The organism is Blautia sp. AM28-27, from assembly GCF_003480905.1.
Taxonomy (GTDB): Bacteria; Bacillota; Clostridia; order Lachnospirales; family Lachnospiraceae; genus Fusicatenibacter; species Fusicatenibacter saccharivorans.
The window spans coordinates 31,967-55,289 of the sequence record NZ_QUJK01000019.1; the positions used below are offsets into that span (position 1 = coordinate 31,967).

Below are 23,323 nucleotides of genomic sequence, written 5' to 3' on the forward strand. Positions count from 1 at the left end.
CTGAGGCTGTTCCCTTTTATTTGGCAAACAGAGCTGTGGAATAGTATCTGTCTCCGTTATCCGGCAGGAGCACAACGATGGTTTTTCCTTTATTTTCCTCACGTTTTGCCAGCTGGATCGCCGCATACAGAGCTGCTCCGGAGGAAATTCCCGCAAGAATAGCTTCCTCGGCTGCCAGATCTCTGCCGGTCTTGAAAGCGTCTTCATTTTCTACCTTGATAATCTCATCGTAAATGCCGGTATTCAGCGTCTCCGGCACAAAGCCTGCACCGATTCCCTGAATCTTATGTGGTCCGGAAACACCCTCCGACAGCACCGGTGAGGATGCCGGTTCTACCGCTACCACTTTTACTTCCGGTTTTTTCTCTTTTAAGTACTCACCCGTTCCGGTAATGGTTCCACCGGTACCAACGCCCGCAACAAAGATATCAACTGCTCCATCGGTGTCTTCCCAGATCTCCGGTCCGGTTGTCTTTTTGTGTGTCTCCGGGTTTGCCGGGTTCACAAACTGTCCTGCGATAAAGCTGTTCGGAATCTCTTTTGCAAGCTCATCGGCTTTCTCGATAGCGCCCTTCATTCCTTTTGTTCCATCCGTCAGAACAACCTCTGCGCCGTATGCCTTTACGATATTCCGGCGCTCTACACTCATCGTTTCCGGCATAGTAAGGATCATGCGATAGCCTTTTACCGTTGCTGCCGCTGCCAGTCCGATTCCGGTATTTCCGGAGGTCGGCTCAATGATAACGGAGCCTTCCTTTAAGAGACCTTTTGCTTCCGCATCCTCGATCATCGCTTTTGCAATACGGTCTTTGACACTTCCTGCCGGATTAAAGGATTCTACTTTTGCGATCAGTTTCGCCTGCAGTCCTTCTTTTTCTTCGATCCGTTTCAGCTCTACCAGCGGAGTTTTTCCTACAAGATCTAAAATGCTGTCATATACCTTTGCCATCGTTCATTTCCTCCTTATTCTGCACTTTTTTATTTCCTTATTTCCTATTGATTTTGTATGTTTTAAGTTGTTTCCATCTTATTCCAATCGTTTTGAAATGTCAACACATTTCACTGGTATGATCAGAAAAAATGGTCAGATCAACCGTGCAAGCAAAACACCGACTGTCATTCCAACAAGAGAAGAAAACAAGGCGCCAGCCAGAGTATACCGCGTTTTTTTGATCCGAACCGCACCAAAGTAAACCGTCATCGTATAAAAAACGGTCTCGGTACACGACATGATAATGGAAGCTGCCCGTCCGGCAAAGGAGTCGCAGCCCGCCTCCTTGTAAAGATCCAGCAAAAGGCTCACCGCCGCGCTGTTGGAAAACAGACGCACAACACTGAGCGGAACCAGCGCAGATGGGATTCCCGTCGGTTCCAGCACAGTTCCGAGCAGGTTTCCAAAATCCTCCAGAAATCCCGATGACCGCAAAACCCCGACCGCCGCCATCAGCCCGATCAGCGTCGGCACAATCCCGATCACAGTCCGCATGCCATCCTTTGCCCCGTTCAAAAAATCTCCAAACACATCCTGCTTCATCAAAAGCCCCAATCCGACCACATAAAAGATCAGCAGGGGAACCATAAGATCTGAAAGTACCGTAAGAATACGCAAAAAATCCCCTCCCCGGAAAACATTGCTGAAGATACACTCCATACAATTTATTCCGTGGGTGGGGATTTATGTTTTTATTTCGTAACGATTCAGCGCCATGCGAAATGGGGCTCTCAATCGTTACTTTATTTCACTTTAATCTGAAACAGCCGCGCCATATACGTCTCCGGAAAATGGACCTTCAGTTTTTTGCTGTAATCATCGTAATGGAATACATCTCCGCACGCTTTCGGATAAATACAGCTTACTTCCAGCTCTTTTCCCGGAAAGGCACGGTCAAGCGGAACTTCAAAATCCGTCTCTCCGCCGCGTCTCCATACACCAAGGTAAATCACATCTCCGGGTACCCGGATTCCGGCTGCAAGATGCTTGTCCTCATTATCCGCCCATCCCATTGACCAGAACGGAACACCATCCTTGATTCCGCTGCGGATCTCTTTGTAGCAGTCGATTCCCTCTTTTACCAGTGCAAACCGCTCCGGCGAAATTTCTGCCAGATGACCGCTCTGGTGAATACGAAGCAGAAGCGCGTTGACCATGTTGAAAATAACTTCCTCTTCGGTACCGTCCCGCAATGGGTACGACCAGATCGCAGCCTGCTCCGGCGTTACACCAATCGCCGCATTCGCCGAAATCGTCGCGTAGTTACGGTAATCCTCCTGATCACTGGTGGACTGAATACTGTTTCTTGCCAGCATCGCATAATCCATCCGAAGACCGCCGCTTGAGCAGTTCTCGATCACGAGATCCGGGTATTTTCTGTAAATACCATCCAGCCATGCCAGATATGCTCTCTCATGCTCTAAGAGACCATCTCCAAAACTGTCTGCATCCACTTCCGTACCGATACCAGGTTCGATATTGTAATCCATCTTAATATAGCCGACACCATAATCTCTGACCACGCGGTCGATCACTTCCGTTACATGCTCAACGACCAGCGGATGACGGAAGTCAAGCTGATAACGGCTTCTGTCATACACACGTTTTCCATGGCGCAGGAAGAAACACTCATCCGGCAGAATAGAAGCCTTTTTACAGTTAATACCCATAACCTCAAGCTCCAGCCATACGCCGGGAATCATACCCTTGGAACGGATATAATCTGTCACTTCACGAACGCCGTTCGGGAAACGTTTTCTGCTCTCCTGCCACTCGCCGACACTGTCCCACCAGTTGCCGTCCGCATACCAGCCGGCATCGATGACAAAGTATTCACATCCTGCTTTTTCGGCAGCATCCACCAGCGGAAATTCTTTTTCTGTCGTCGGATCTCCAAACAGACAGTTCATGTAATCGTTGAAAATAACCGGCAGGTTCTCATTGTCCTTATTCGGACGGCGAATTCTTCTGCGGTACTTCGTTAAGGTACCGATTGCCTCCTCAAAATCATCATGACCGACACCGACAGCCACCGGCACGGTTGTAAAGCTGTCTCCCGGCTTCAGGTTTTTCGACCAGTGCGACTGGATTTCCGTCGGGCCGCTCACAGCCAGGTAAAAGTGGCAGTTCTGATCTCCAATTTCATAATGCCAGGAACCGCTGTGATCGATCTCGAAAAACAGGCTCGCATCTGCTGCGCTGTTCCCAATATATCCCATCGGAATATATTCCTTCGCCGACCAGTTACCCGTATTTGTAATCTCAATCGTCTTCGATGTTCTCTGATAGTTGTGCGACTGCGTCTGCGCCATGCCAAGATCTGCAAAGCGGTATTTTTTCACCGTCAGCTCCTTCTGCCAGCCATTGTGAACCACTATCATCGACATCTTATCATCTGAGCTGATAAACTCCGGAATGCCCTCTTTCTGCTCTTTTTCGATGCCCCAGTAGCTGAAGCTTGAGATATATTCCAGTGTCTGGTTCTCACTGCCCTCATTCGTCACGGTATTGTACATTCTTGCAACCGGAAGGCCGTCATAAAACTGCATAACCGACTCTACCCTTGCTCCCGTCACATCATCCTTCTGTACAATGCGAAGCAGATCGCCATCTTCGTTTCTTTCTTCCGAAATCGAGTCAAATTTCAGCATAAAGCCAGGCGCTGTCACAATGTACTTATTTCCGTGCTTTTCATACGGCCGGTTATAACCGGAAAAATTCACCTGTACCAGCTGGAAGCTCTCTTCGATCTGAGCCTCCCGCATTCCCTCCATCGGCCACCAGTTATCCGGCTTCCGGCAGAGATTCTCTGCATCAAACGGCGCACTCGAAAAATGAAACAGCTTTAACGCCTTCTCTTTTGTCACCCCAAACACAATGTGAATTCCATTCACATCATAACAGATCAGCTCCGCCTGAATCGGAGTTTCCATTCGGTCTGTCCATTTTTTCATGTAAAAACCCTCCTGTAAAAAATCATTTTTTACTTATACCAAAAGCATATAACTTGTCTGCCCTAAAGTCCACCTTATTCTTGCTTTTTCCCCGTTTTTTGCAACGACCGCACGCCCTCCTGCCGAAGCGTCCGCTTATCTCACAACCCCAAACGTAGCAATCTCAAATTCCCTCAGCGACACATGATAAATACCGTCCGCATCCGGGGTCAGCACATTGTCCTTCTCTTCGATGACATTGCTGCGATAAACCTCTTTCATCCAATCTTCTTTCTTAAAAGAAAGGATCTCTCCCTGCTCCATATGATTCACGAACCGCACAAACAGATCGTCCTTCTTCTGACCTTTCTTAAATGCAGTCATATGAATACCATTGCCTTCAAATGTAAGAAAACTCATCTCTAACGGAAGTTTACCTTCAATCAGCTCCGGCTTTACCTGACCCGGTTTCCGAAGGAACGCTCTCTCCAGCCCGGCCTGTGCCACCGTCAGATCCTGCTGGAACGCATAGCCTTCCTCAAATGCAGTGCCGGTCTCCCCGGCCGCATATGGCACAACCTCAAACTCCAGACAGAATGTTCCAAGCTGCTGTGCCTTCGGTGTCGGGAAATATCCCCAATCGCCCATCTCCGCAACACAGCGAAGCAGCGTCACCGCAATTGCATTCTCCTGCTCTTCCAGAATCTCATACTCATACAAACCGCGGTTGGCAACCAGAAGGCCGCCCTTTTCGTCCTCCATCGCCGCAAAACACTGCTGTCTCTCACATCCGCATGGATTTGTCCAGGTATCGTTATGACGGTTATTTCTCCGAACCACCTCAAACGCAGAATCCGCCATATGCATCGATGTATGCAGTCCCGTCGGAAAAATCACACGAACCCGGTGATCCTTCGCCTGATTGCAGATGGTGGTAGCCACACGCAGCCCTTTCGCCGATTTTTCCAGCGTAAGCACCGTCTTCACATCCATTTCAACCAGCTCAAAAGAGCGGTTTGCCACCCGCGTATATGGATCAATACACATCTCGCGCTGCCGCTGCAGCTCTTCACCCATTCCGGACGGAACCATCATTTTGTGGCGGATTTCAACCACTGTACGGAACGCATTTCGCTCCACGCAGGAAACCTCCGCCTTTCTGCCCTTCGTGGAAATCACCTGTTTTCCGGTATCCTGAATATAAATATACTCATTGCCCATATCCCCGGTGTCTTCATAGCAACCCAGGTTCTCATACGTTCTGCCCGTCTTCTTGTCCAGAAGGCTGTAAGAACCATCCTCGTTCACAACAACCTTCATTGCATCATTTTCAAGCACATTCGCGTCACCGGAAACTACGTCCACGTTTTGCAGCTGTTCTGCGGTTTCCAAATAATACGTACGGTATCCAAGAGCCGGAACCTCTGCCTCAAACGTCACCCGTACCTTCTTCGCCATATATGGCTGACGGAACCGGTCATCCGGCAGATCGTATCCGAACGCAATCCCCGCATCCGCAATCTTCGCCGGAACTTCATTTCCGTCCGCATCGCGCAGCACCATTGCCGGAAGCTCCACCTGTTCTGCCGCCTCATAGCCATCCCACACAAACAGATTGTAATCCCGGAACAGGTGAATTTCTTTCTCCACCACCTGTGTTTTCGCTGTTCCCGATGTATTCCATACCACAAACGGGATTTTCTCGCCGTCCCCCGGAAGTGCCGCCGTGTTTACCTTATTCGTCAGATACTCCACGCTCTCCTCGTAAATTGCATCCGCAACCTGTCTGCTCTTTGCAAAACGAGTCTTCATTTCTTCGTTGACCTCGTCCACACTGCAGCCGCAGATGCTGTCATGCGGATGATTCTGCATCAGCTTCTTCCAGCTGTAGGTCATCTGGTCCTCCGGATATGTTTTTCCAAACACCTGTGCCATTGCAGCCGCAGGCTCTGCTTTTCGCTCCAGCGCCGTCTCTCCCGCGCGGTTGTCCTGTTTTAATCCGATCCAGGAAGACGCTGTATTTGCCAGCGTCCATCTTCCATCGGTTTCCTGGCTTGTCAGCTCACCCTTAACCGTAGAGAAGTTCTCAGAGATTTCCTTCTCCATTGCTTCTACATATTTTTTGAAATCAGAATGAATAAACTCGATGTCCGGGTACAGCTTTCTTGCCACGCGGATTGCTTCCGTAATGTTCTTCTGCAGCGGCTGATGATCGCATCCGTTCATCAGCAGAAGCTGATGCGTTGCAGCAAATTTTCTCGCATCTGCCAGCTTTTTATCCCAGTAAACCTTCGCTTCCGCCTCGTCTACCGGAATTTCAACGCCGTTGTTATACCAGTTTGCAAACAGGATGCCCGGCAGCTTCGTTCCATCCGGGGATTCCCACATCATCTCAGAATATGTAGACTCATACTGTCCGCCGGTAACTTCGTTGTTCGGTCCGATTGGTTTGACGCCCCGCCCGAAGACAACTGCCTCCATGCCTGCCTGCTTCAATACCTGCGGCATCTGACCTGCGTTTCCAAACGCATCCGGGAAATAGCCAACGTTTCCGACTGCACCGTACTGTTCTGCTTCCTGCATGCCGACCTGAAGATTGCGGACACATGCCTCTCCGCTCGTCAGGAACTCATCCTGCAGAATATACCACGGACCGGTCTGGATTTTGCCCTCGCGGATACATTTTTCCACCTGCGCACGCTTCTCCGGACGGATTTCCAGATAATCATCGATTGCGATGACCTGTCCGTCGAGGAAAAAGCCTCCAAACTCCGGGTCGTTTTCCGCCTTATCCAAAATATTGTCCACCAGCTCAATCAGTTTCATGCGGTGTGTTTCAAAAGACTGATACCACTCTCTGTCCCAGTGGGAATGGGAAATAATATGTACGGTTGTTTTCATCATGATCTGTTTCCTTTCGTTTCTTTGCAGTCTGGTATCAAATGGTTCAAAATACCTTTCTACCTATTTGATATATCATATTATAAAAATCAGACGATATTCTGTCAAGTATTTTACACTTCTTTTCTATATGATATATCAAGTTGCCATTTTCTCATGTCACACCTGATCTGGCAATAAATCGTGTTTGAAAAGGCCTGTTACAATTCACGCAGCACCGGAGCACTTGCTGTTCCGGTGTACAGGAAAATAATTCCGGCGCGAGCAGCTCTTATTTGACTTGCTTTTTTGCATTCGTTATAATAACAAAAGAAACACGCAGACAAAGTCAACGTTTTTATATCTTTTTATCCCAGAGGAATTTTATGGATTCACAGACCAGAAAAACAAAACCAAAATATGAAATCATCAAAGAAGCCCTGCTTGCACGCATTCACGCCGGAGACTTTTCGTTTGACGAATCCTTCTGCACCGAAAAAATGCTGTCGGAGCAACACCACGTCAGCCGGATTACCGCAAAGCGTGCTATCGAGGATCTGGAACAGCAGGGGATTCTGTACCGGAAGCGAGGTGTCGGAAGCTTTGTTTCTCGAAGCCTTTCACCGGTCAGCAAAACAACCGATGCGCCGAAAATGATTTCTCTTCTTCTTCCGTTCGCCACCACACAGGGAAATATTTCAGAGGCAATCGGAAGCTTAAGCGCTGTACTGGCTGAATGTGGCTATTTTCTAAGCATTCACGTCACCGGCTCTTCCTCACTGAAGGAACGCACAACACTGGAACTGCTCCGGTCTCAAAATATTGCCGCGCTTGTCTATTATCCGAAGCGCGACAACATTCACCTGGAAAAGCTGAACGATTTCATGTTCTCCGGCTGTCCGATCGTCATCGTTGACAAGCAGACGGACTGTCCGTATCTGAACAATGTTGTCTGCGACAACTATGACGGCGGACGACAGGCAGCGCGCCATCTGCTCGGGCAGGGACACCGAAACATCGCGTTTTTCACCGCGGCGCCACTCTCTGAGACTTCATCGGTACGCGACCGCTTTGCCGGATTTCTGCATGAAATGAAAGCCGCCGGGATCGCGCCGGACCCGCATCAGCTTGTCACCTGCTGCGAGGAGCTTTCCGATGATGCCACACTTTCCACAAAACGCACACCGTTTCAGCAGAAGCTTCTTGCCATGCACAGCGACGGCATCACCGCCATCATTGCCGAAAATGACCGCATCGCCGAGCTGATTTTCCTCGCCTGCCGCACAATCGGTCTTCGCATCCCGGAGGATCTCTGCCTCTGCGGCTTCGACGATACAAATGTCAGCCGAAGCCTCGGCATAACCTCCATCCATCAGGATTTTGCCGGAATCGGACGCGAAGTCGGACGGATTCTGCTTTCCGCCCTCAAAAATCCCGCCGCCGAGACGGAAAAAATCATTCTTCCGGTAACGATCGTTCCGCGCGCATCGTCGAAAAAAAATCTGTCTTCCATTTCCGAGCATGATTGAAGAATCTTTTTTTATCATGCTCGAAAACCGCAATCGCCTCATGGGCTTCCGACCCGTGAGGCGATTGTCTATTTTGTTTTGTATTCCCATTTGACACAAACTCTGTTTCCGAAGCAAGGTCAGATGCTCAGTCAAAGCGGATACTCGCAATCCGCTTCGCTACTTGCTTGATTCCGTTAAATTTTGTTTTCATATTCTCGCAAAAAAGAAACACTAAAATGGATTCAGAAAATTACCCTTCCACCCCTGCCAGAAATTCACGGATCTGTTCCGGTGACAGAAGTGCATAAATGCTTTTGTGAAATGTTGCCGCCACTTCGAGTTCGCCGTAGTAACCGGTGCGCACATCGCAGTTTCCGTTGAATGCTTTGTTCAGCGCAGCATTCAGTAAAGCTCCCTCCGGACTGTCCATGAAATCTTTCAGCATGCGGCAGCAGGTGTGCGTGTTTTCATAATAGCGGCGGTATGCCGGGTGGAACTCGCGCATCCAGCCGCTGACAGAGACGCAGAAAGCGGCGATCGGATGGATGAGCGGCTGGTAGAGGAGACTCCATTTTTCCTGCTGTACCGGGTCAGAGGCAAACGCAAGGAGAGAAGTTTTCAATTCTTCCACAAACGTCGGATAATCCGCCCCCGTGAGAGCAATGATTTTCTGGTTCCGCAGATACTGGTTAATATTCGTCGCATCAATCCGCTCCGGGGAAATAGACTGCAGATAACGGGACATCATTTTCAGATCTGTCCGCGCATGTTCCATGGTCTGCTGCATGATTTTCTGCCACAGAAACTGCTGATACTCCGTGACCGGCGTGTCCAGATAAGCCATCCAGAGATACTGCGCCAGCAGCCTGGCATCTCTCGATTCCATCTGAAACTGCGGCGGCTCATCGGGGCTGAAATTCGTGTCTTCCAGCATTCCCGCAAGCTGGTCGAGCGACTGGCAGACCGGGAGCTGGCCGCTTAAGCGGTCCATCTCGCTGATCGTTTTCTGTATCGTAAGCATCTGCGTCTGCAGCTCATTCATCTGCTTATGAAGATAAAACGGCGTTGTTCGCGGCTTACGCAGAATTGCACGGATATCCGCAAGAGAAAGCCCCGCCTCCCGCAGCTTTCGGATAATAAAAAGCTTCTGTACATCCTCCCCTGTAAAATCATGATACCCATTGCCCTCATTCACCGGGGGGATAATTAATTTCTGATCGATGTAATAATGGATCGTCCGTCTGGACAGTCCCGTTTTTCCCATTACTTCCTGTATTCTCATGAATTCACACCTTGTACATCATTTTCCCTTTTTGTCAGTTTCCCTCATCTTTTCCGGAGCATCGAACGTCTTCCAAAGCGAACCCTATCATCTGCCGCGCCGTCTTGTTTGCTCCCGGCACATTCAGAAAATATTTTCCAAACAAGAAAGTCGCAGCCCGCAAAACACCTTTTTCTGATACGTTCTGCTCAAAGTGTACACTTACTGGACACTTTTTTAGCTTTATTATAACTATTTATGGCAAAGAAATCCACACCGCAATTTCATCTACCCGCAAAAATCGTCGTTACAGTTTGCTGATCTCCGGCGCACTGTAACAACTCGTCTGATTTTAAGAAAAATTCACTGTTTTTTCCGGCAAAAAATATGTATTGACTGTTCACCAACGGAATCCATTATGATAGAAATAAGAAAATAGATTGTGAGGTGGTTTTTATGTTACAGAATAAAATAGCAGTTGTTACCGGTGGAACCAGGGGAATCGGCTATGCCATTGTTCAAAAATTCTTACAGAACGGCGCGAAAGTTGTACTTTTTGGCTCCCGCGAGGAGACCGTTGTAAAAGCGGTTGCTTCCCTGAAAGAAGAAAACCCGGACTGGGACGTTTCCGGCGCATGGCCAAAGCTGACCGATGCGGCCGCCATGGCAGATGAGATTGCTAAAATCAAGGAAAAATACGGAAGAATTGATATTCTCGTAAACAATGCCGGCGTTTCCGACAGCACACCGCTCGACAAATACACCGCAGAACATTTCGCCAACGTAATGGATCTGAATGTGAACGCCATGATGAACGGAATCCTGCCGGCCGCTGCTATCATGAAAGAGCAGGGCGGCGGATGTATTCTGAACACCAGCTCTATGGTCAGCATCTGTGGCCAGCCAGGCGGCGTTGCCTATCCGTCCAGCAAATATGCTGTCAATGGTCTCACCTGGTCACTTGCAAGAGAACTCGGACCGTTTCACATCCGCGTGAACGCCGTTGCCCCCGGTATCACCAGAACTGATATGGTTGCAGCACTTCCGAAGGAAATGATCGATCCTCTGATCAGCCACATCCCGCTTCGAAGAATCGGCGAGGCAGAAGATATCGCAAATGCATTTCTCTTCCTGGCAAGCGACATGGCTTCCTATATAACGGGTGAAATTCTTTCCGTGGACGGAGCGATGAGAACCTGATTTGCATGCTTTCATAGTAAGAAAAAATCCTGTCCGGTTTTGTATTGGACAGGATTTTTTTCAGAAGAACAGCATCACCATTCCCAGCACGCACAGCAGGATTCCGGTTACGCGATTCAGCATTTTTACGTTTGCGCTGTTCGCCCATTTTGCTCCAAGCTGCGCGAACACCAGTGTGCTGATCACACAGGCAATCATAATCGGAAGGTTCGGTTTTCCGCCGATATAGAAATGTGAAACAGCTCCGGTCAGCGCAGTAAAGGTCATGATAAAGACGCTCGTTCCAACCGCCGTTTTTAACTCATAGCCAAGCACACTTGTAAGCACCAGAAGCAGCATCATACCGCCGCCGGCACCGACAAAACCGCAGATAAAGCCAATTAACACACCGCAAAGAATGGACTGCCGGATTTTCTGTTCCTCGGATTTGTTTGCCTGTACTTCCTTCGTTGTCATGATCGGGCGAATCATAAATTTGAGGCCGACAAGCAGTGTCATACCTTTTGAAAATCCGCCCATTGTTCCGTTTGGCACAAGGGAGGAAACGAAGCTTCCGACCAGTGTAAAAATCAATACGGAGATCAACATAATCACGCCATGGCGAATGTCGATATTTTTGTTTTTCTTGTATGTCCACGCACTGACCCCCGACGCGAGGACATCCGATGCAAGTGCTATCCCGATCGCCTGGTACGCCGGCATATGCAGAAATGTGATCAGCATAGGCGAAACGACCGCCGCCGCAGAAAGTCCCGCAAGACCCGTTCCAAGGCCGGCACCGAGGCCGGCCACAATACATACGATTAATTCTGTAATAGTCATGAAATTCCTTCTTTCTCCATTCTTTCTCCATTCTATTTCCCGATTACATTTTTCCGGATCAGCTCACAGAGCCGCAAAAATTCTTTTTTATCTTCCTCTGAAATTCCGCAAAACAGAGATTCTCCAAATTCCTTCTGACATTTCTGTCCGTAACAAACGCACTCTGCCGCAGCCGGTTCCAGCTTCAAATGCACTTTCTTCCGGTCTGCCATATCGCCCTCTTTTCGCAGGTAGCCTTTTTCACACAACCCGTTTACGGCCAGCGAAACGTGTGATTTCTGCATTTTCCGCACACGTACAATATCTGTTGCAAGATCAAACTGACTGTTATTTGCAAGAAACAGCAAAATATCTACTTCTGCGGCAGACAAATGATAACGCATCATCACCTTTTTGCGGTACTGTGCATATTCCCGTTCTACTTCCACGGCAAACTGCCACTGCTCATCAAACATGCTTCCACCTTCCTCTTGTTCTAATTTGAACTTCTTGTATTTTAGTTCTAATTTGAACATTTGTCAACCCACAAAAATGGATATCCAGCGATAGAGTTTCCCCTGTAAAGTAAAATATGCTCCCTTCCTGGGAGACAAGTTTTTATTTGTCTACCCGGAAGGGAGCATATCAGCAAAAAATATTTGCTCATGTGACAGACCCGTCTTGCGTTTGAAAACAATATACCTTGCGGTACTCTACATTTTTCGCACAAATCAGTCATTGCTCAATGAAGGATTGTAGCAACACGTCCTGAACCTACAGTACGTCCACCTTCACGGTATCAGAATGGCGTGTTGCAGAGGCTAAATGGTTATTTTCCGTGCATTTTGTGTGGAAAAATACGGATTTTCCGCTGTGTCCGTGTGGTTTTTGGAGATTTTGTTATCATGGTGTTATCACAATATCTCTGTATTTATCTACATATCTGTATTTATACTATCTGAAAATGGTTTCAATTGTTGAGCATACATTGAACTAAACGATGTCAACGTTGCTCTCAATTGTTTAGCTGCATTTTGTGTGGCTTCCTTACTTTTTAAACCACTTACAATTGCCGGTTCAAGCGTAGAATGCCATGGCATCAAAACATCTAATATTGCTTTCCATTCTTCAACTAACTTATCAAAATTTTTATTATCTTTAAACACTAACCTCCAAGAATCTAAAATCTTTTTTCCAAGTAAGCTTTCCATACAAGTGCTTACTGCTGATATCAATAACATTTTAGAGCCACGCTTACTCAAAAAATTAAGTTCATCATCTTCTATATCCGTTCTTTGTTCTTTCTTATTTTTTAAGTTAATTTTAAATTCATCAATAGCTCTCCCCAATGAATATACGAAAATAATATGTTCTGCAGTTAATTGATCCGAAAAAATATTTGTGTATTCTTTATCCTCGTCCCATATCAATTTCTTTGAGTTATAAGCAGTTACACAATCTCCATGAAAAGCCAATAAAGTTTGTGCAACCAAATATGGATCAAAGACTTCTTTGTTTCTAACCCTTGTACTATCTCTTCTACCACCGCTATAATACAGTTGTGGATATTTTTCAAACTCTTTTCTAAGTCTTACTTGTTGTTTATCATTACTTCTTAAATCAGATGGCAAAATTTCATTTTGTTTATTGTTATTATTGATAATTTCTTCTATGATCTTAGGATCACTACATACAATAAAACGTATCGGCACAAGAAAATCTTCTTTTAAGCTTTCAACAGCTCCAATAGCTCCCGTTGATTGTGCTCCATTAATAATAGTTATTCCATGTACCTTTGTTATATTGTCATCATCTATTTCATAATCATTCACTAATGCTGTTAATCCATTGTTATATGCCCAAAAATTTTCTGGTTGCTCTTGCACTGTGTCCATAATGCCTAAATTAATTTTATTTTTTCTTTTTCCCGCCCCTAAATAGTTTCTTGGATTTCCAGAAAAAAGATCATCTTTATACATTAAGTAAAGTTTTCGTATCCAGCTACCTTTTACAGCTGTTACACAAGATTTCCACTTTCCTCCCTTGACTTCAAAGGCTTTTCCATTTCCTTCTACATCAATCTCTTCTTCAATTGTAATTCGTTTACTAGAGCTATTATACCAACGTTCAATCGTATCATTTCCAACTTCTAATGAAACTATTTTAACAGAATTATCTCCAGCCAAATTATTTACCAATTTTTGTGCTGCAATCTGAACAGTATTCAATTCCTCCTGAACTTCTGGATTATTTTTTTCATTCATATTATGAACATACCAAAAATAAACTGTGTTAATATCGCCATCTTTAATAGCTTCTTGTAACTCATTAACTGAATCTTTTATTCTATCTGGTATATCATTTATATCTCTCGTAAAAATCCATGATGCTGCCGTATTTAAATCACTTGCTTTATTTACCTTCGCCAAGTCTGTTTCCGTCGGATTTTTCTTCATATAAGCTTGCGCCACAACTGCAAATCCCGAATCTCTATCTATATAAATCAAATCACACTTTTTATCATCACTTCCATCTGTCAACGCTTCCGAAGCAACTGATATTATATCTTCAATGTCATATCTCAATTGTAACGCATACAATAACAATGAATTATCTCCATATAAATCGACCAAATCAGTTCGTCCTTTATAATTACTTATATAATTATACATTATCTACTCCTTATCTTATGCAAAATTATACTTTTTATCCTTCATTTACAATATCTTTACACATCCCTCACTAAACACTTTAGGAAAACATAATGGTATTATTTCATTTTGAAAAGCAACCACATATGCACGTATTATACCTTCGCCATATCTTTCATGCAATATAGTTTTTCCATCTGCATACAAACTAATTTCATCTGGAATCCCCACTAAATATGGAATTTTTTTATCTTTCACCTTTGCTTCGGGAAAATACACATCCATTGCAACCACTCGTCCTTCGCCATATATCAGATGACATATGTTTGCTCCTGGTGGCACTATCGGTAATTCTTTACTTTTACTTACTAATGGTCCTTTTTCCATTCTTTTTATTTTTTCATCAACTGTATTCCCTATATATGCCTTCCATCCCGGTGCATTCAAAATATCTCTTCTGGTTTCACATAGCAAAATCAATTCTCGTAGTTTTTCTGGATTAGCGTGACCTGTTCTAAACATCGCCATAAAATATTCCCGATACTGGGCTAATGTTAGTGGAACAATGTCCAATCTCTGCTTTAAATCTCCTCGTGCGTACCAAATTCCATGTCTAAATGTTTCCGCCGTATTGGTATCTATTTTCACAGCAATAAACATTCCATATACTGGCTTATCATATTTTAAGACAGCATCCGACACATGCCTTCTTACAGGTTCGCCCTCCATTGCTTCTTGGCGTGATGACGTAGACATCGTGACTTCCGTTAAGATTGTAAAGTCATTAAATTCGCAATATAGATCGCCTTTTCCTCCACCAGCGGCAGATACTGGAAGAAAATCAGAATCTAATTTAAATCCTCTTACCTCATAAGGTTTATTGACCATGTGATCAATAGCTAAAGAAGCTCTCCATAAAATCCACTCCAAATATGCCGGAGTCTCATCTTTTGGTACTTCAATAACATTATCATCATCGTATGTACGCTTTCCTCCACCTTTAATCAATAACTCCATATAATCTGCTATTTCCTGCCATTGATTACATTGTTCTTTCGCATACTGGATTTCATCTGTTTGAGATAAGATATTTTCTAAACGTCTTCTTGCAATATTGATTTCTGCTGCAGTATTCAATGGTAGATCATTAATGTTAAACAGAATTTGTCTACCCTTCATCTGCTTTATTAAATCATTTAATAAAGCCTTGGCGGTATCCATATTATCCGTTGGTAATTCTGCACCTTCGCATAATCTCTTGTACTGAACCATTATTGGTTCTTCATTTGATGTCGACTTTGCCAATTTTTCAGCCAAAATATGTTTAGCCGGGACAATAATCATTCCTCTTCCTTTTCGTTGTAAAATTCCTGAAATGCGTAAATATCGCATGTTCATGTCACTATATTCTTTAAAATTGTTAGCTTTTTTATTATAGTGCTTTCCACGTTCTTCAATTTCTTTTTTATCAAATTTACGTTTCGATGGTGCTTGTTTCCTACGTGCACGCAAATCTAAAATATTATTCACAACCTCTTCAACCGAATAACTCGGATTTGTTGTATGTCCCCATAATGCAAACTCTATTCTAGTAATCTCTGAACTTCCTGTTCTCCTCTCTAGCTCCAGCATGATTGCTAATATCCATCGCAATGGCGAAAAATAAGACTTTCCGTCTGGCATAGCAAATTGTTCAACACTTTGTGCTCTCAAATAACACTCCTGCACTGCTGGATATGTATCCGCCTTTAAAAAATTTCGTCCAAATGGTGTTATATCGTCCACTTTACCTAGTTTTTCTTGACTACCATCTTTCTTTTTCACTTGCGGATAAATAAATCCATTCTTTGAAAACATTAATCGCCATTTTCGAGCATGACTACCGGATGTATCTTTTCCATCTTCGTTTTGAATAATTCCCTGAGTATTTAAAAAATTCATAAAATCAATTTCATTTTCTTTTCGAAGATTCCCCACATATGGCGAATTAGCAAATGCTTTAAATCCTTCTTGTATTCTATTAGGATTTCTTAATCCAGTGTTCCCTACTTGCCAAATTTCTATTTTTTCTTCCATACATCTTCTCCGTTAAATCCAACAAATAAATATTCCTGTACCTTATTTCGATTTGTCTTAGCATGTTTCTGATTTCCAAAAGAATATGTATAATCTATTGGAACTACCTCTACATGTTCTTTATATTTAGACATAAGTGCAACCATTTCATCTTGTGTTGGTTGACTATTAGAAGAATAAGATACAATCAAAATACTGTCGGAAAACTTTTTAAACAACTTATCGAATGCATCTGCAGCACCTTTTCTAGTTGAAAACGGTGTCGGATATGACTTAAATTTCTTTGTTACTGTATTTTCCTGTATTTCGACACCTTTCCAATCTCGTGCCAAACCTTCGACAAAATGATATCTACGTACATATTCATTATCTGACAATGGAGAATAATACGGTGGATCAATATATACTAAATCAGGATGCTTAATTTTTACTTCCATTGCGTCGCCATGTTTAGATTTATTTTCACAACCGTTATCGAAAATTGCATTATTGATACTTTCCACCGCTTCCAAAAATTGCTGTTCTAAAGATTTCTGTAAATCTTTTCTTCCGTCATTATACCGATCTCCGGTGTATGTAAAAATTCCTCTTGGTCTTTTCTTTGTACAAGCTCTAATCAATGCTGTCATTGCAATTGCTTTCTTATATTGATCTCTAATAGCAGCAATATTAGTCCGCAAAATATCTATTAACCTATTTTCCTCATCTTTATAATATAAGCCTCGAAATGTCTCTTCTACAAAATGATCAGACTCTTTTTTTTCAATCAACAATTTTTTCGCCTCGTCCAATGGCAATACAACATTATTGTTTTCTACCATTGCCTTGGTAAAGGTTGCTGACATTGCCATATAGTCATTGCTAATTACAGTCTTTCCCTGCGCTTTAAACATGTAACCGACAATGCCAGATCCAGAAAACAGATCCACTACTGAGTCAAAATTGAACTGTGAAGCAACCGCCCAAATTTGAGGCAATAATTTACTTTTAGAGCCCATATATCTAGTTGCTGGATATTTCATTACCTGTTCAGGTAAAGGTTTCGGAACTATTTTTAACATAGTTTTTTGTTTTGGCAAAATATCTACTATAATATCCTCGCCTTTTCTTTTACTTCCGTTACAAGAAATATACCTTTTGGTTTGGATAACCTCAATCTTATAATCCGCGTATAGCTCATGAACCAATGGATGATTAGAATTGGTCAATATTACATGGCAACCTAATTCCTGTAATCTTTTGACCTCTTTCGCTAATTCTACATGATCTTCTTCGTAAAATTGCTCTTTTGTATATCTCTTAAAATCCGAATATTCTGAAATCGGCAAGTACGGGGGATCTAAAAAGATAAAATCTCCCGGTTCTGCATATTCTTTCAATACTGACAAATAATCTCCACATGTTATAGTTGCTTTTTTCAGCACATCTGATGCAGCGAATAAAGCTTCTTCATCGCAAAAGTTTGGAGCTTTATATTTACCAAACGGAACATTAAACTGTCCCTTCTTATTGACGCGATATAAACCATTAAAACATGTTTTATTCAAATAAATCGTTCTCGCTGCTGCTTCTTCTTTTTTCAATTTGAACCAATCTAACGAACGTACTTCATAAAAATCTTCTTTAGTATTTTTGTATTTCTTTAGATATGAAATAACAGCCTCTACATTATCAGCGACTTGTCGATACATGTTAATCAATTCCGGATTACTATCTGCGATTATTGCTTTATCCGGACTTAATGCAAAAAACAGTGCACCACCACCAATAAATGGCTCTATATATTTTCCATATTTCTGAGGAATTTTAGGCATGATATCCCCTAACATCTGGGTCTTCCCACCGGCCCATTTCATAATAGGCTTTGCCTGTATCTGTTTTTCTTTCTTTAAAACTTGTTCCATCACGCCTTTTCCCTTTCAATCTCTATTATTTCCATGATATCACTAATATCACATTTTAAGGCAGTGCAAATTTTCACCAGCACATCTGTTGTAACATTTTCATTTTTTCCGAGTTTCGCCACTGAAGCATGACTGATACCTGCAGCCTCACATAAGTCTTTCTTTTTCATATCTCTATCGATAAGTAATTTCCATAATTTTTTATAACTGACCGCCATATTTTAACCTCTAAACCATTTTTTCTAAAATATTGCTATGCCGTTATTCTACCATGTGATTTCAGTCATATCAACATTTATTTCAGCGATCGCAGACTTTTTTACAAACATATGTTTTTATTCAATAAAGACTATTTCTTTTCAAATAGGATTATGATCGTCTGCTTTCTCCAATATAAAAATATATTCATGTGCCAGCATTAAGAATTTTCTTTCTTTTCCCTCCCAATAATCAGTAGAACGACAATTATGTTGCTCTTTTATAACAATTTCTTTGAGTTTAAATCCAGCATCAACGAATTTTTGCATAGAATTCATGCCCAGTGGTAGAACATAGCCTTTCTTCCGTATATCTCCAATCATAAATGCACATATTCCTTGCTTTTTTAGTACCCTATATGATTCTTTTGCAACCTGTTCCAGTTCCTGCAAAAAATTCTTATATTTTAAATGAGAAATATCTCCTGGGATTTCTTTACTATACCGTATAATATCAGCATATGGTGGGTGGGTACAGATAAGATCTATACTTTCGTCTTTTATAAATGATAAATTGTTTGCATTTCCTTGTTTGGTGAATATTTTTGATTTTTCTTGACAAGTAAAATGTAGATTTTTGTTAGATAATTTGACAGCCTCAGAATTTATATCAACGCCAATTGCATTTCGTCCTAATAACTTTGCTTCGATTAACGTTGTGCCACTGCCTAAGAATTGATCTAGTATCCAGTCTTTTTTCTTTGAATACCTCAAAATAATATTTCTAGGAATATACGGAGACCAGTTCCCTCTGTATTTTCCTGAATGTGTAGCCCAATTCCCTCTTTCAGGAAAAGACCATATTGTTGTATCTTCTAATTTGAATCTTTCTGGTGTTTCTCTTATAACAATCGCTCCCTTCTTTTTTGCTCATTATACTTCCACATTGTTTATTTGTCCATGAAAAATCTCCATTCAAATATTAATTATCAATAAATATTTGAACAGAGATTCCTTTTGCATTATAAATATATTATTTCTTTCAATGCTATTTCTTCAGCAGTTGCTTGAATATTATTCAGCCTCCGCACCCATTCCATCTGATCCTGCATCTTCAATTCTTCCGTCACACCCCACTGTTCAGCCATCTGTTCCATCAATATCTCAACTTTTTCTCTTACTTCCTTATCAACCTGATTTAAATGCTCCGTCAGTTTCCCGGTCAGTACCAGATATTGATACCTGGCACTCCTGTGTTCCTTCAAAAACTGTTTTCGCATTATTCCATACTTCCTATATGTAGGTTCTTCCTCATTGATTTCCAAGTCTGGCAGATAATAATCTCCATGCAGTGTGTAGTTCAGTTCGTTCTTTTCATCATAAATCTGTTTCTTCATATTCTTACAACTCCATTCCTCTGTACTTTGCTTTATTCTTCTTAATTTTTGCATTGTGTTCTTCACTTCGTTCTCTTGCCCATTGTATACGGTCACCTATTTTTTTCGGCATCTGCTCTTTCTGTTTTTTCGCTTCAAGTTCCGTCTGCATCCGGATATCGTCCTGCACCAGTCGTTCTACCATATCTTTCCCCAACATGCGTAAAAGTCGGTTATACCTGTCTGCAATTCCCTGCAGTATTTCTTTCTCACCAGACAATTTCTGATAATCTTTCTGAACTTCTGCCAGTTCCTCTTTTGTTTTTTCATGCTCTTGCTTTTTCTTCTGAAATTTACTTTTCCAACTATCTCTTTCTCTTGTGAGTTCTTTCACCTGTGCAGCCATCGCACCGATTTTGTTTTTCATTTCGATGAATAATGGTTTTATTTTCTTATCCCGGTAAGTTATCGCACGTTCCAATGCTGTAGCTTCCGGCAGAAATGTTTTAATCATTCCATATTCTTTTATTTCCTTACTGACATTATCCATCACTGGTTGCAAGAATTCTCTTCTGTCCTCCAGTTTTTTCAATTCCGCTTCTGCTTTCTCAGCACGTCTTTCCGCTGTTTCTTTATCTTTCTGGAACTGAATTTTTTCTTCTTCCAAAAGCTTAATATCTGTCCTTGCGTCCGCAATCTGAGAAGTCAATCCTTCATTCTCCACTGTCAGATTTTCTTTTTCCTGTTCCAATTCCTGCACTTCCTTTTTGCGTTCTTTTTTCTTGAAATTGTAAATATCCAGATGTTCTTCATGTGTGCCTTTCTGTTCCCATTCAATTCCATGCTGTTTTGCGATTTCAGCCAGCACTTCTTTTTCATGATTTATCCACTGATTCAGTTCTGTATCATGCTTATTTCCACCTTGAAATCCAAGACTTTTCAATGCCTGTTTCAGTGAAACTCTGGTATCCATTCCTTTTCCCTTTCAGTTGGTCACATAAGGAACAAAGTCAATATGCAGATGCGGAGTAGCTTCGTCCTGATGCAGATAGCAGCTAAATACCCGAAGTGTCGGATTCCGCTTCTGGAAGTCTTTCACATATTCGTCCAGTATCTTTACAGCCAGATTTCCTTCTGATGTTCCCACTGCCATATCCTCACGATTTCCTATCTGAAAGATCACTTCATGGAACAACTTCTCCTGTTTGCCCTGTCGGATTTTTTCATAATAATTTGCAATTTGCCGATCCTTTCTTTTCCCGACATTGTATCTCTCAACCGCATCGTTAAACAGCTCTTTATAAACTTCCTTCAGATTCTCATTCTTATAACAAATGTTCAGTTGTACTCTGTCCGGATCTACATTTTCTGCTACAAAATCCCGTCTGTTATGAGCCAGTGAACCGGCTCCGATCATGCCACTGATTGTTCTTTTCATCATAAATTTTCTCACCTCTTTTCTGTTTGAGTGCCAGATATGGCACATAATTTTTATTTACGCCAGACATGGCGATATTTAAGAAACTTTCGCCGGATACGGCGGTTTTGTTACTTTTGTCAAAAGTAACGTAAAAGCACTTTCGACAGCCGTATCGTCCATCAAAAGTCCCCTTGCGCCCTGCCGGGGGCATAACGTCCGGTGGACGTCTGCTTTACACCAGCCGAAGCGGATCATAGACCTATTTATCCAGGTATCCTTGCCTGCACATATTCCAGATCTCCACAATAAGATGTCCCCACCAGATACCATTCTCTTGCCAGATTCATCTCCATTCTGGTCTGTACCCATTCATCACCTACCAGCACTTCCAGCCCTTCTCCACAGTGAAATCCTGTATCAATCCATAAGTCTGATGATAATAATCCATATCTTCCATTACTACTGTTGTATCCTAATCTTCCCTGTTTCATCATTTTCTTCTCCTTTCCAATTTGTAAACGGAATTTGTAAACGGTGCTCAAAAGATTTTAAAAGTTAACTTTTTAAGTTTTTTCTTCAAGTTCCGTTTACATCGTTTACAATAATCTTTACTCAAACGGTATTTCCAACTGTTCCGGTACTTCTATAAATCCGTCTTTATCTTTCTTCACCGAATCTTTCATCCGTTTCCATGACCGCTGTATTCCATATTCCTTTCCGAATCGATGTGTACCATGTGGTTTCCAGCCTTCAATTGCATTTTTCATAATATTGGCAATTTCTTTACCTTCCCACTGTTTCATTTCTCCGGTTCGATGTAGCGCTTCATCGAATAGAATTCTTGTACATACATAATCGTCATCGTAGTCATCAAGAAATTCCTGTATGATTCCGGCATTGGTATCTTCCGGCATAAATTCTTTCTGCAGACGCTTTGCCTCTTCCTCAATTTCCTTTGTAAATCCTAAGAACACATTTCCCTGTCGATACAGTACCATTGCCTCTGCCCAGGCCTGTTCGATATAGGCTTTGCTCTCTGCCTCATTGTCCAGAATATGAACTTCTGCTTTCGACATATCTGTCATCACCGGAGCAAATCTTCTGTTTCCGGTTCTGTCCAGCGGAAGGAAATTCAAATCATTTGAAGTACCGCAAAATACACACTGTCTCGGTCTGTCTTCCGGGTGAACTTCATAAGGTACTTTATAAGTTTCTTTCTGTCTGCTCAGAAACGATTTTATCTGTTCAATATTCTTTGCTGTGATAGTTGCCTTCATTTCTCCCATTTCGATAATCCAGTGATTTTGTAGTTTTCTGTAAATATTTTCATCATCCAAATGATCCAGATTGTCGCTGAACCATTCTTCTTTTATCGCTAGATATTTGAAAAATGTGGACTTTCCGGCTCCCTGACTCCCAACCAAACACAACATAATATCATATTTTATTCCCGGTTCATAAATTCTTGAAATCGCTGCCAGCATGTGCATTTTCATTACTCCGATTGTATATTTGCTCTTTTCTGCTCCCAGAAAATGTGGAAGCATATTTTCTATTCTTGGAATTCTGTCCCAGACCAGACTCTCCAGATAATCCCTAATTGGGTGATATTTATTTTCATTGGAAACAATATCTATTCCTGCTTTGATCACACGCTCACTTGTCAGTTCATAATTTTCTTCCAGATACATCTTCAGATTATTTTCATCAGTATCTGTAACCGTAGGACTGTTATTCCTCCGCTCCCAGGGAACCTCTTTTACAATGTCCATCCTTCCAGAAAGTTCATTTCGTTTAATCGCTTTTTCCAATACCGGATCATTTTGAAGTACGGTTACACAATTTCTAATTGTCTGCTTTGTTCTTCCTTTATCCGTATGCTCCAACATATTATTGACATCTTCTGTTGTAAGCATTTCCTCGTTCACAACATCTTCTAATTCCATCAAGGACTTCTCGCTGATATTCGTTAATTCTTTCTTCAATTTTTTCAACCTCCCTTCTCTTCATGGTAGTGTCAAAAACTACCTGTTTTTTATTGTTCTAAATCCTTTAAAACCTTGATTTTTCACAATGTCATTAACTTTAGCAAAGAGCAGAAATCGTAAGCATTTATAAAACT

General features: G+C 42.4%; 19 protein-coding genes. 2 read left to right on the top strand and 17 right to left on the bottom strand.

The features are described 5' to 3' along the window. Window positions 1–16 precede the first annotated feature (16 nt). From cysK to DW743_RS15700, 4 genes are all read right to left on the bottom strand, one after another. Window positions 17–949, bottom strand: coding sequence for a cysteine synthase A (gene cysK / locus DW743_RS15685; RefSeq protein ID WP_055267184.1), 933 nt, complete (start codon window positions 947–949; stop codon window positions 17–19). Window positions 950–1,084: 135 nt separating this feature from the next. Next, window positions 1,085–1,609, bottom strand: a complete 525-nt coding sequence (locus tag DW743_RS15690; RefSeq protein WP_055267185.1) for a spore maturation protein — start codon at window positions 1,607–1,609, stop codon at window positions 1,085–1,087. Between the two features lie 125 nt (window positions 1,610–1,734). After that, entirely contained in the window at window positions 1,735–3,945 is a 2,211-nt protein-coding gene (locus DW743_RS15695; RefSeq protein ID WP_226906402.1) for a glycoside hydrolase family 36 protein, read from the bottom strand. A gap of 135 nt (window positions 3,946–4,080) precedes the next feature. Continuing rightward, window positions 4,081–6,828 (bottom strand): alpha-mannosidase, encoded by a 2,748-nt coding sequence (locus DW743_RS15700; RefSeq protein WP_226906403.1) that lies wholly within the window; start codon window positions 6,826–6,828, stop codon window positions 4,081–4,083. Between the two features lie 362 nt (window positions 6,829–7,190). Between DW743_RS15700 and DW743_RS15705 the strand changes: the two genes are divergently transcribed. Next, window positions 7,191–8,333 carry a LacI family DNA-binding transcriptional regulator gene (locus DW743_RS15705; protein WP_117762100.1) on the top strand — a complete coding sequence of 381 codons (1,143 nt, stop codon included), beginning with the start codon at window positions 7,191–7,193 and terminating at the stop codon, window positions 8,331–8,333. A gap of 232 nt (window positions 8,334–8,565) precedes the next feature. On the opposite strand, the gene DW743_RS15710 is transcribed toward DW743_RS15705, so the two are convergent. Continuing rightward, window positions 8,566–9,597 (bottom strand): MerR family transcriptional regulator, encoded by a 1,032-nt coding sequence (locus DW743_RS15710; protein WP_117762101.1) that lies wholly within the window; start codon window positions 9,595–9,597, stop codon window positions 8,566–8,568. Between the two features lie 435 nt (window positions 9,598–10,032). On the opposite strand from DW743_RS15710, the gene DW743_RS15715 reads away from it, so the two are divergent. Continuing rightward, window positions 10,033–10,776, top strand: coding sequence for an SDR family NAD(P)-dependent oxidoreductase (locus tag DW743_RS15715; RefSeq protein ID WP_117762102.1), 744 nt, complete (start codon window positions 10,033–10,035; stop codon window positions 10,774–10,776). 60 nt (window positions 10,777–10,836) lie between these two features. Here the strand turns inward: DW743_RS15715 and DW743_RS15720 are convergent, their stop codons facing one another. From DW743_RS15720 to DW743_RS15770, 12 genes are all read right to left on the bottom strand, one after another. After that, window positions 10,837–11,598, bottom strand: a complete 762-nt coding sequence (locus tag DW743_RS15720) for a sulfite exporter TauE/SafE family protein (protein WP_117762103.1) — start codon at window positions 11,596–11,598, stop codon at window positions 10,837–10,839. A 32-nt stretch (window positions 11,599–11,630) separates the two neighbouring features. Then, complete coding sequence (locus DW743_RS15725) at window positions 11,631–12,053, bottom strand: MarR family winged helix-turn-helix transcriptional regulator (protein ID WP_158568589.1); 423 nt, start codon at window positions 12,051–12,053, stop codon at window positions 11,631–11,633. 459 nt (window positions 12,054–12,512) lie between these two features. Then, window positions 12,513–14,249 (bottom strand): AIPR family protein, encoded by a 1,737-nt coding sequence (locus tag DW743_RS15730; protein WP_117762105.1) that lies wholly within the window; start codon window positions 14,247–14,249, stop codon window positions 12,513–12,515. Between the two features lie 45 nt (window positions 14,250–14,294). Continuing rightward, window positions 14,295–16,304: an AlwI family type II restriction endonuclease gene (locus DW743_RS15735; RefSeq protein WP_117762106.1), complete on the bottom strand. Its 2,010-nt coding sequence runs from the start codon at window positions 16,302–16,304 to the stop codon at window positions 14,295–14,297. Further along, window positions 16,289–18,208: a Dam family site-specific DNA-(adenine-N6)-methyltransferase gene (locus DW743_RS15740; protein ID WP_117762107.1), complete on the bottom strand. Its 1,920-nt coding sequence runs from the start codon at window positions 18,206–18,208 to the stop codon at window positions 16,289–16,291. Before DW743_RS15740 ends, DW743_RS15735 begins: the two co-directional genes overlap by 16 nt. Next, on the bottom strand, window positions 18,208–18,426 hold the full coding sequence (locus DW743_RS15745; RefSeq protein ID WP_008705144.1) for a helix-turn-helix domain-containing protein: 219 nt from the start codon (window positions 18,424–18,426) through the stop codon (window positions 18,208–18,210). Before DW743_RS15745 ends, DW743_RS15740 begins: the two co-directional genes overlap by 1 nt. 141 nt (window positions 18,427–18,567) lie before the next feature. Further along, complete coding sequence (locus DW743_RS15750) at window positions 18,568–19,317, bottom strand: TRM11 family SAM-dependent methyltransferase (RefSeq protein WP_173829329.1); 750 nt, start codon at window positions 19,315–19,317, stop codon at window positions 18,568–18,570. A gap of 110 nt (window positions 19,318–19,427) precedes the next feature. Next, complete coding sequence (locus tag DW743_RS15755) at window positions 19,428–19,802, bottom strand: TnpV protein (RefSeq protein ID WP_117762109.1); 375 nt, start codon at window positions 19,800–19,802, stop codon at window positions 19,428–19,430. 4 nt (window positions 19,803–19,806) lie between these two features. Beyond that, window positions 19,807–20,754 (bottom strand): hypothetical protein, encoded by a 948-nt coding sequence (locus DW743_RS18540; RefSeq protein ID WP_226906404.1) that lies wholly within the window; start codon window positions 20,752–20,754, stop codon window positions 19,807–19,809. Between the two features lie 12 nt (window positions 20,755–20,766). Beyond that, on the bottom strand, window positions 20,767–21,222 hold the full coding sequence (locus DW743_RS18545; RefSeq protein ID WP_226906405.1) for a plasmid recombination protein: 456 nt from the start codon (window positions 21,220–21,222) through the stop codon (window positions 20,767–20,769). 242 nt (window positions 21,223–21,464) lie between these two features. After that, the gene (locus tag DW743_RS15765) at window positions 21,465–21,692 is read right to left on the bottom strand and encodes a DUF5348 domain-containing protein (protein ID WP_072446982.1); all 228 of its coding nucleotides are present in this window, start codon (window positions 21,690–21,692) and stop codon (window positions 21,465–21,467) included. Window positions 21,693–21,809: 117 nt separating this feature from the next. After that, on the bottom strand, window positions 21,810–23,147 hold the full coding sequence (locus DW743_RS15770; protein WP_117762110.1) for a virulence-associated E family protein: 1,338 nt from the start codon (window positions 23,145–23,147) through the stop codon (window positions 21,810–21,812). Window positions 23,148–23,323 lie beyond the last annotated feature (176 nt).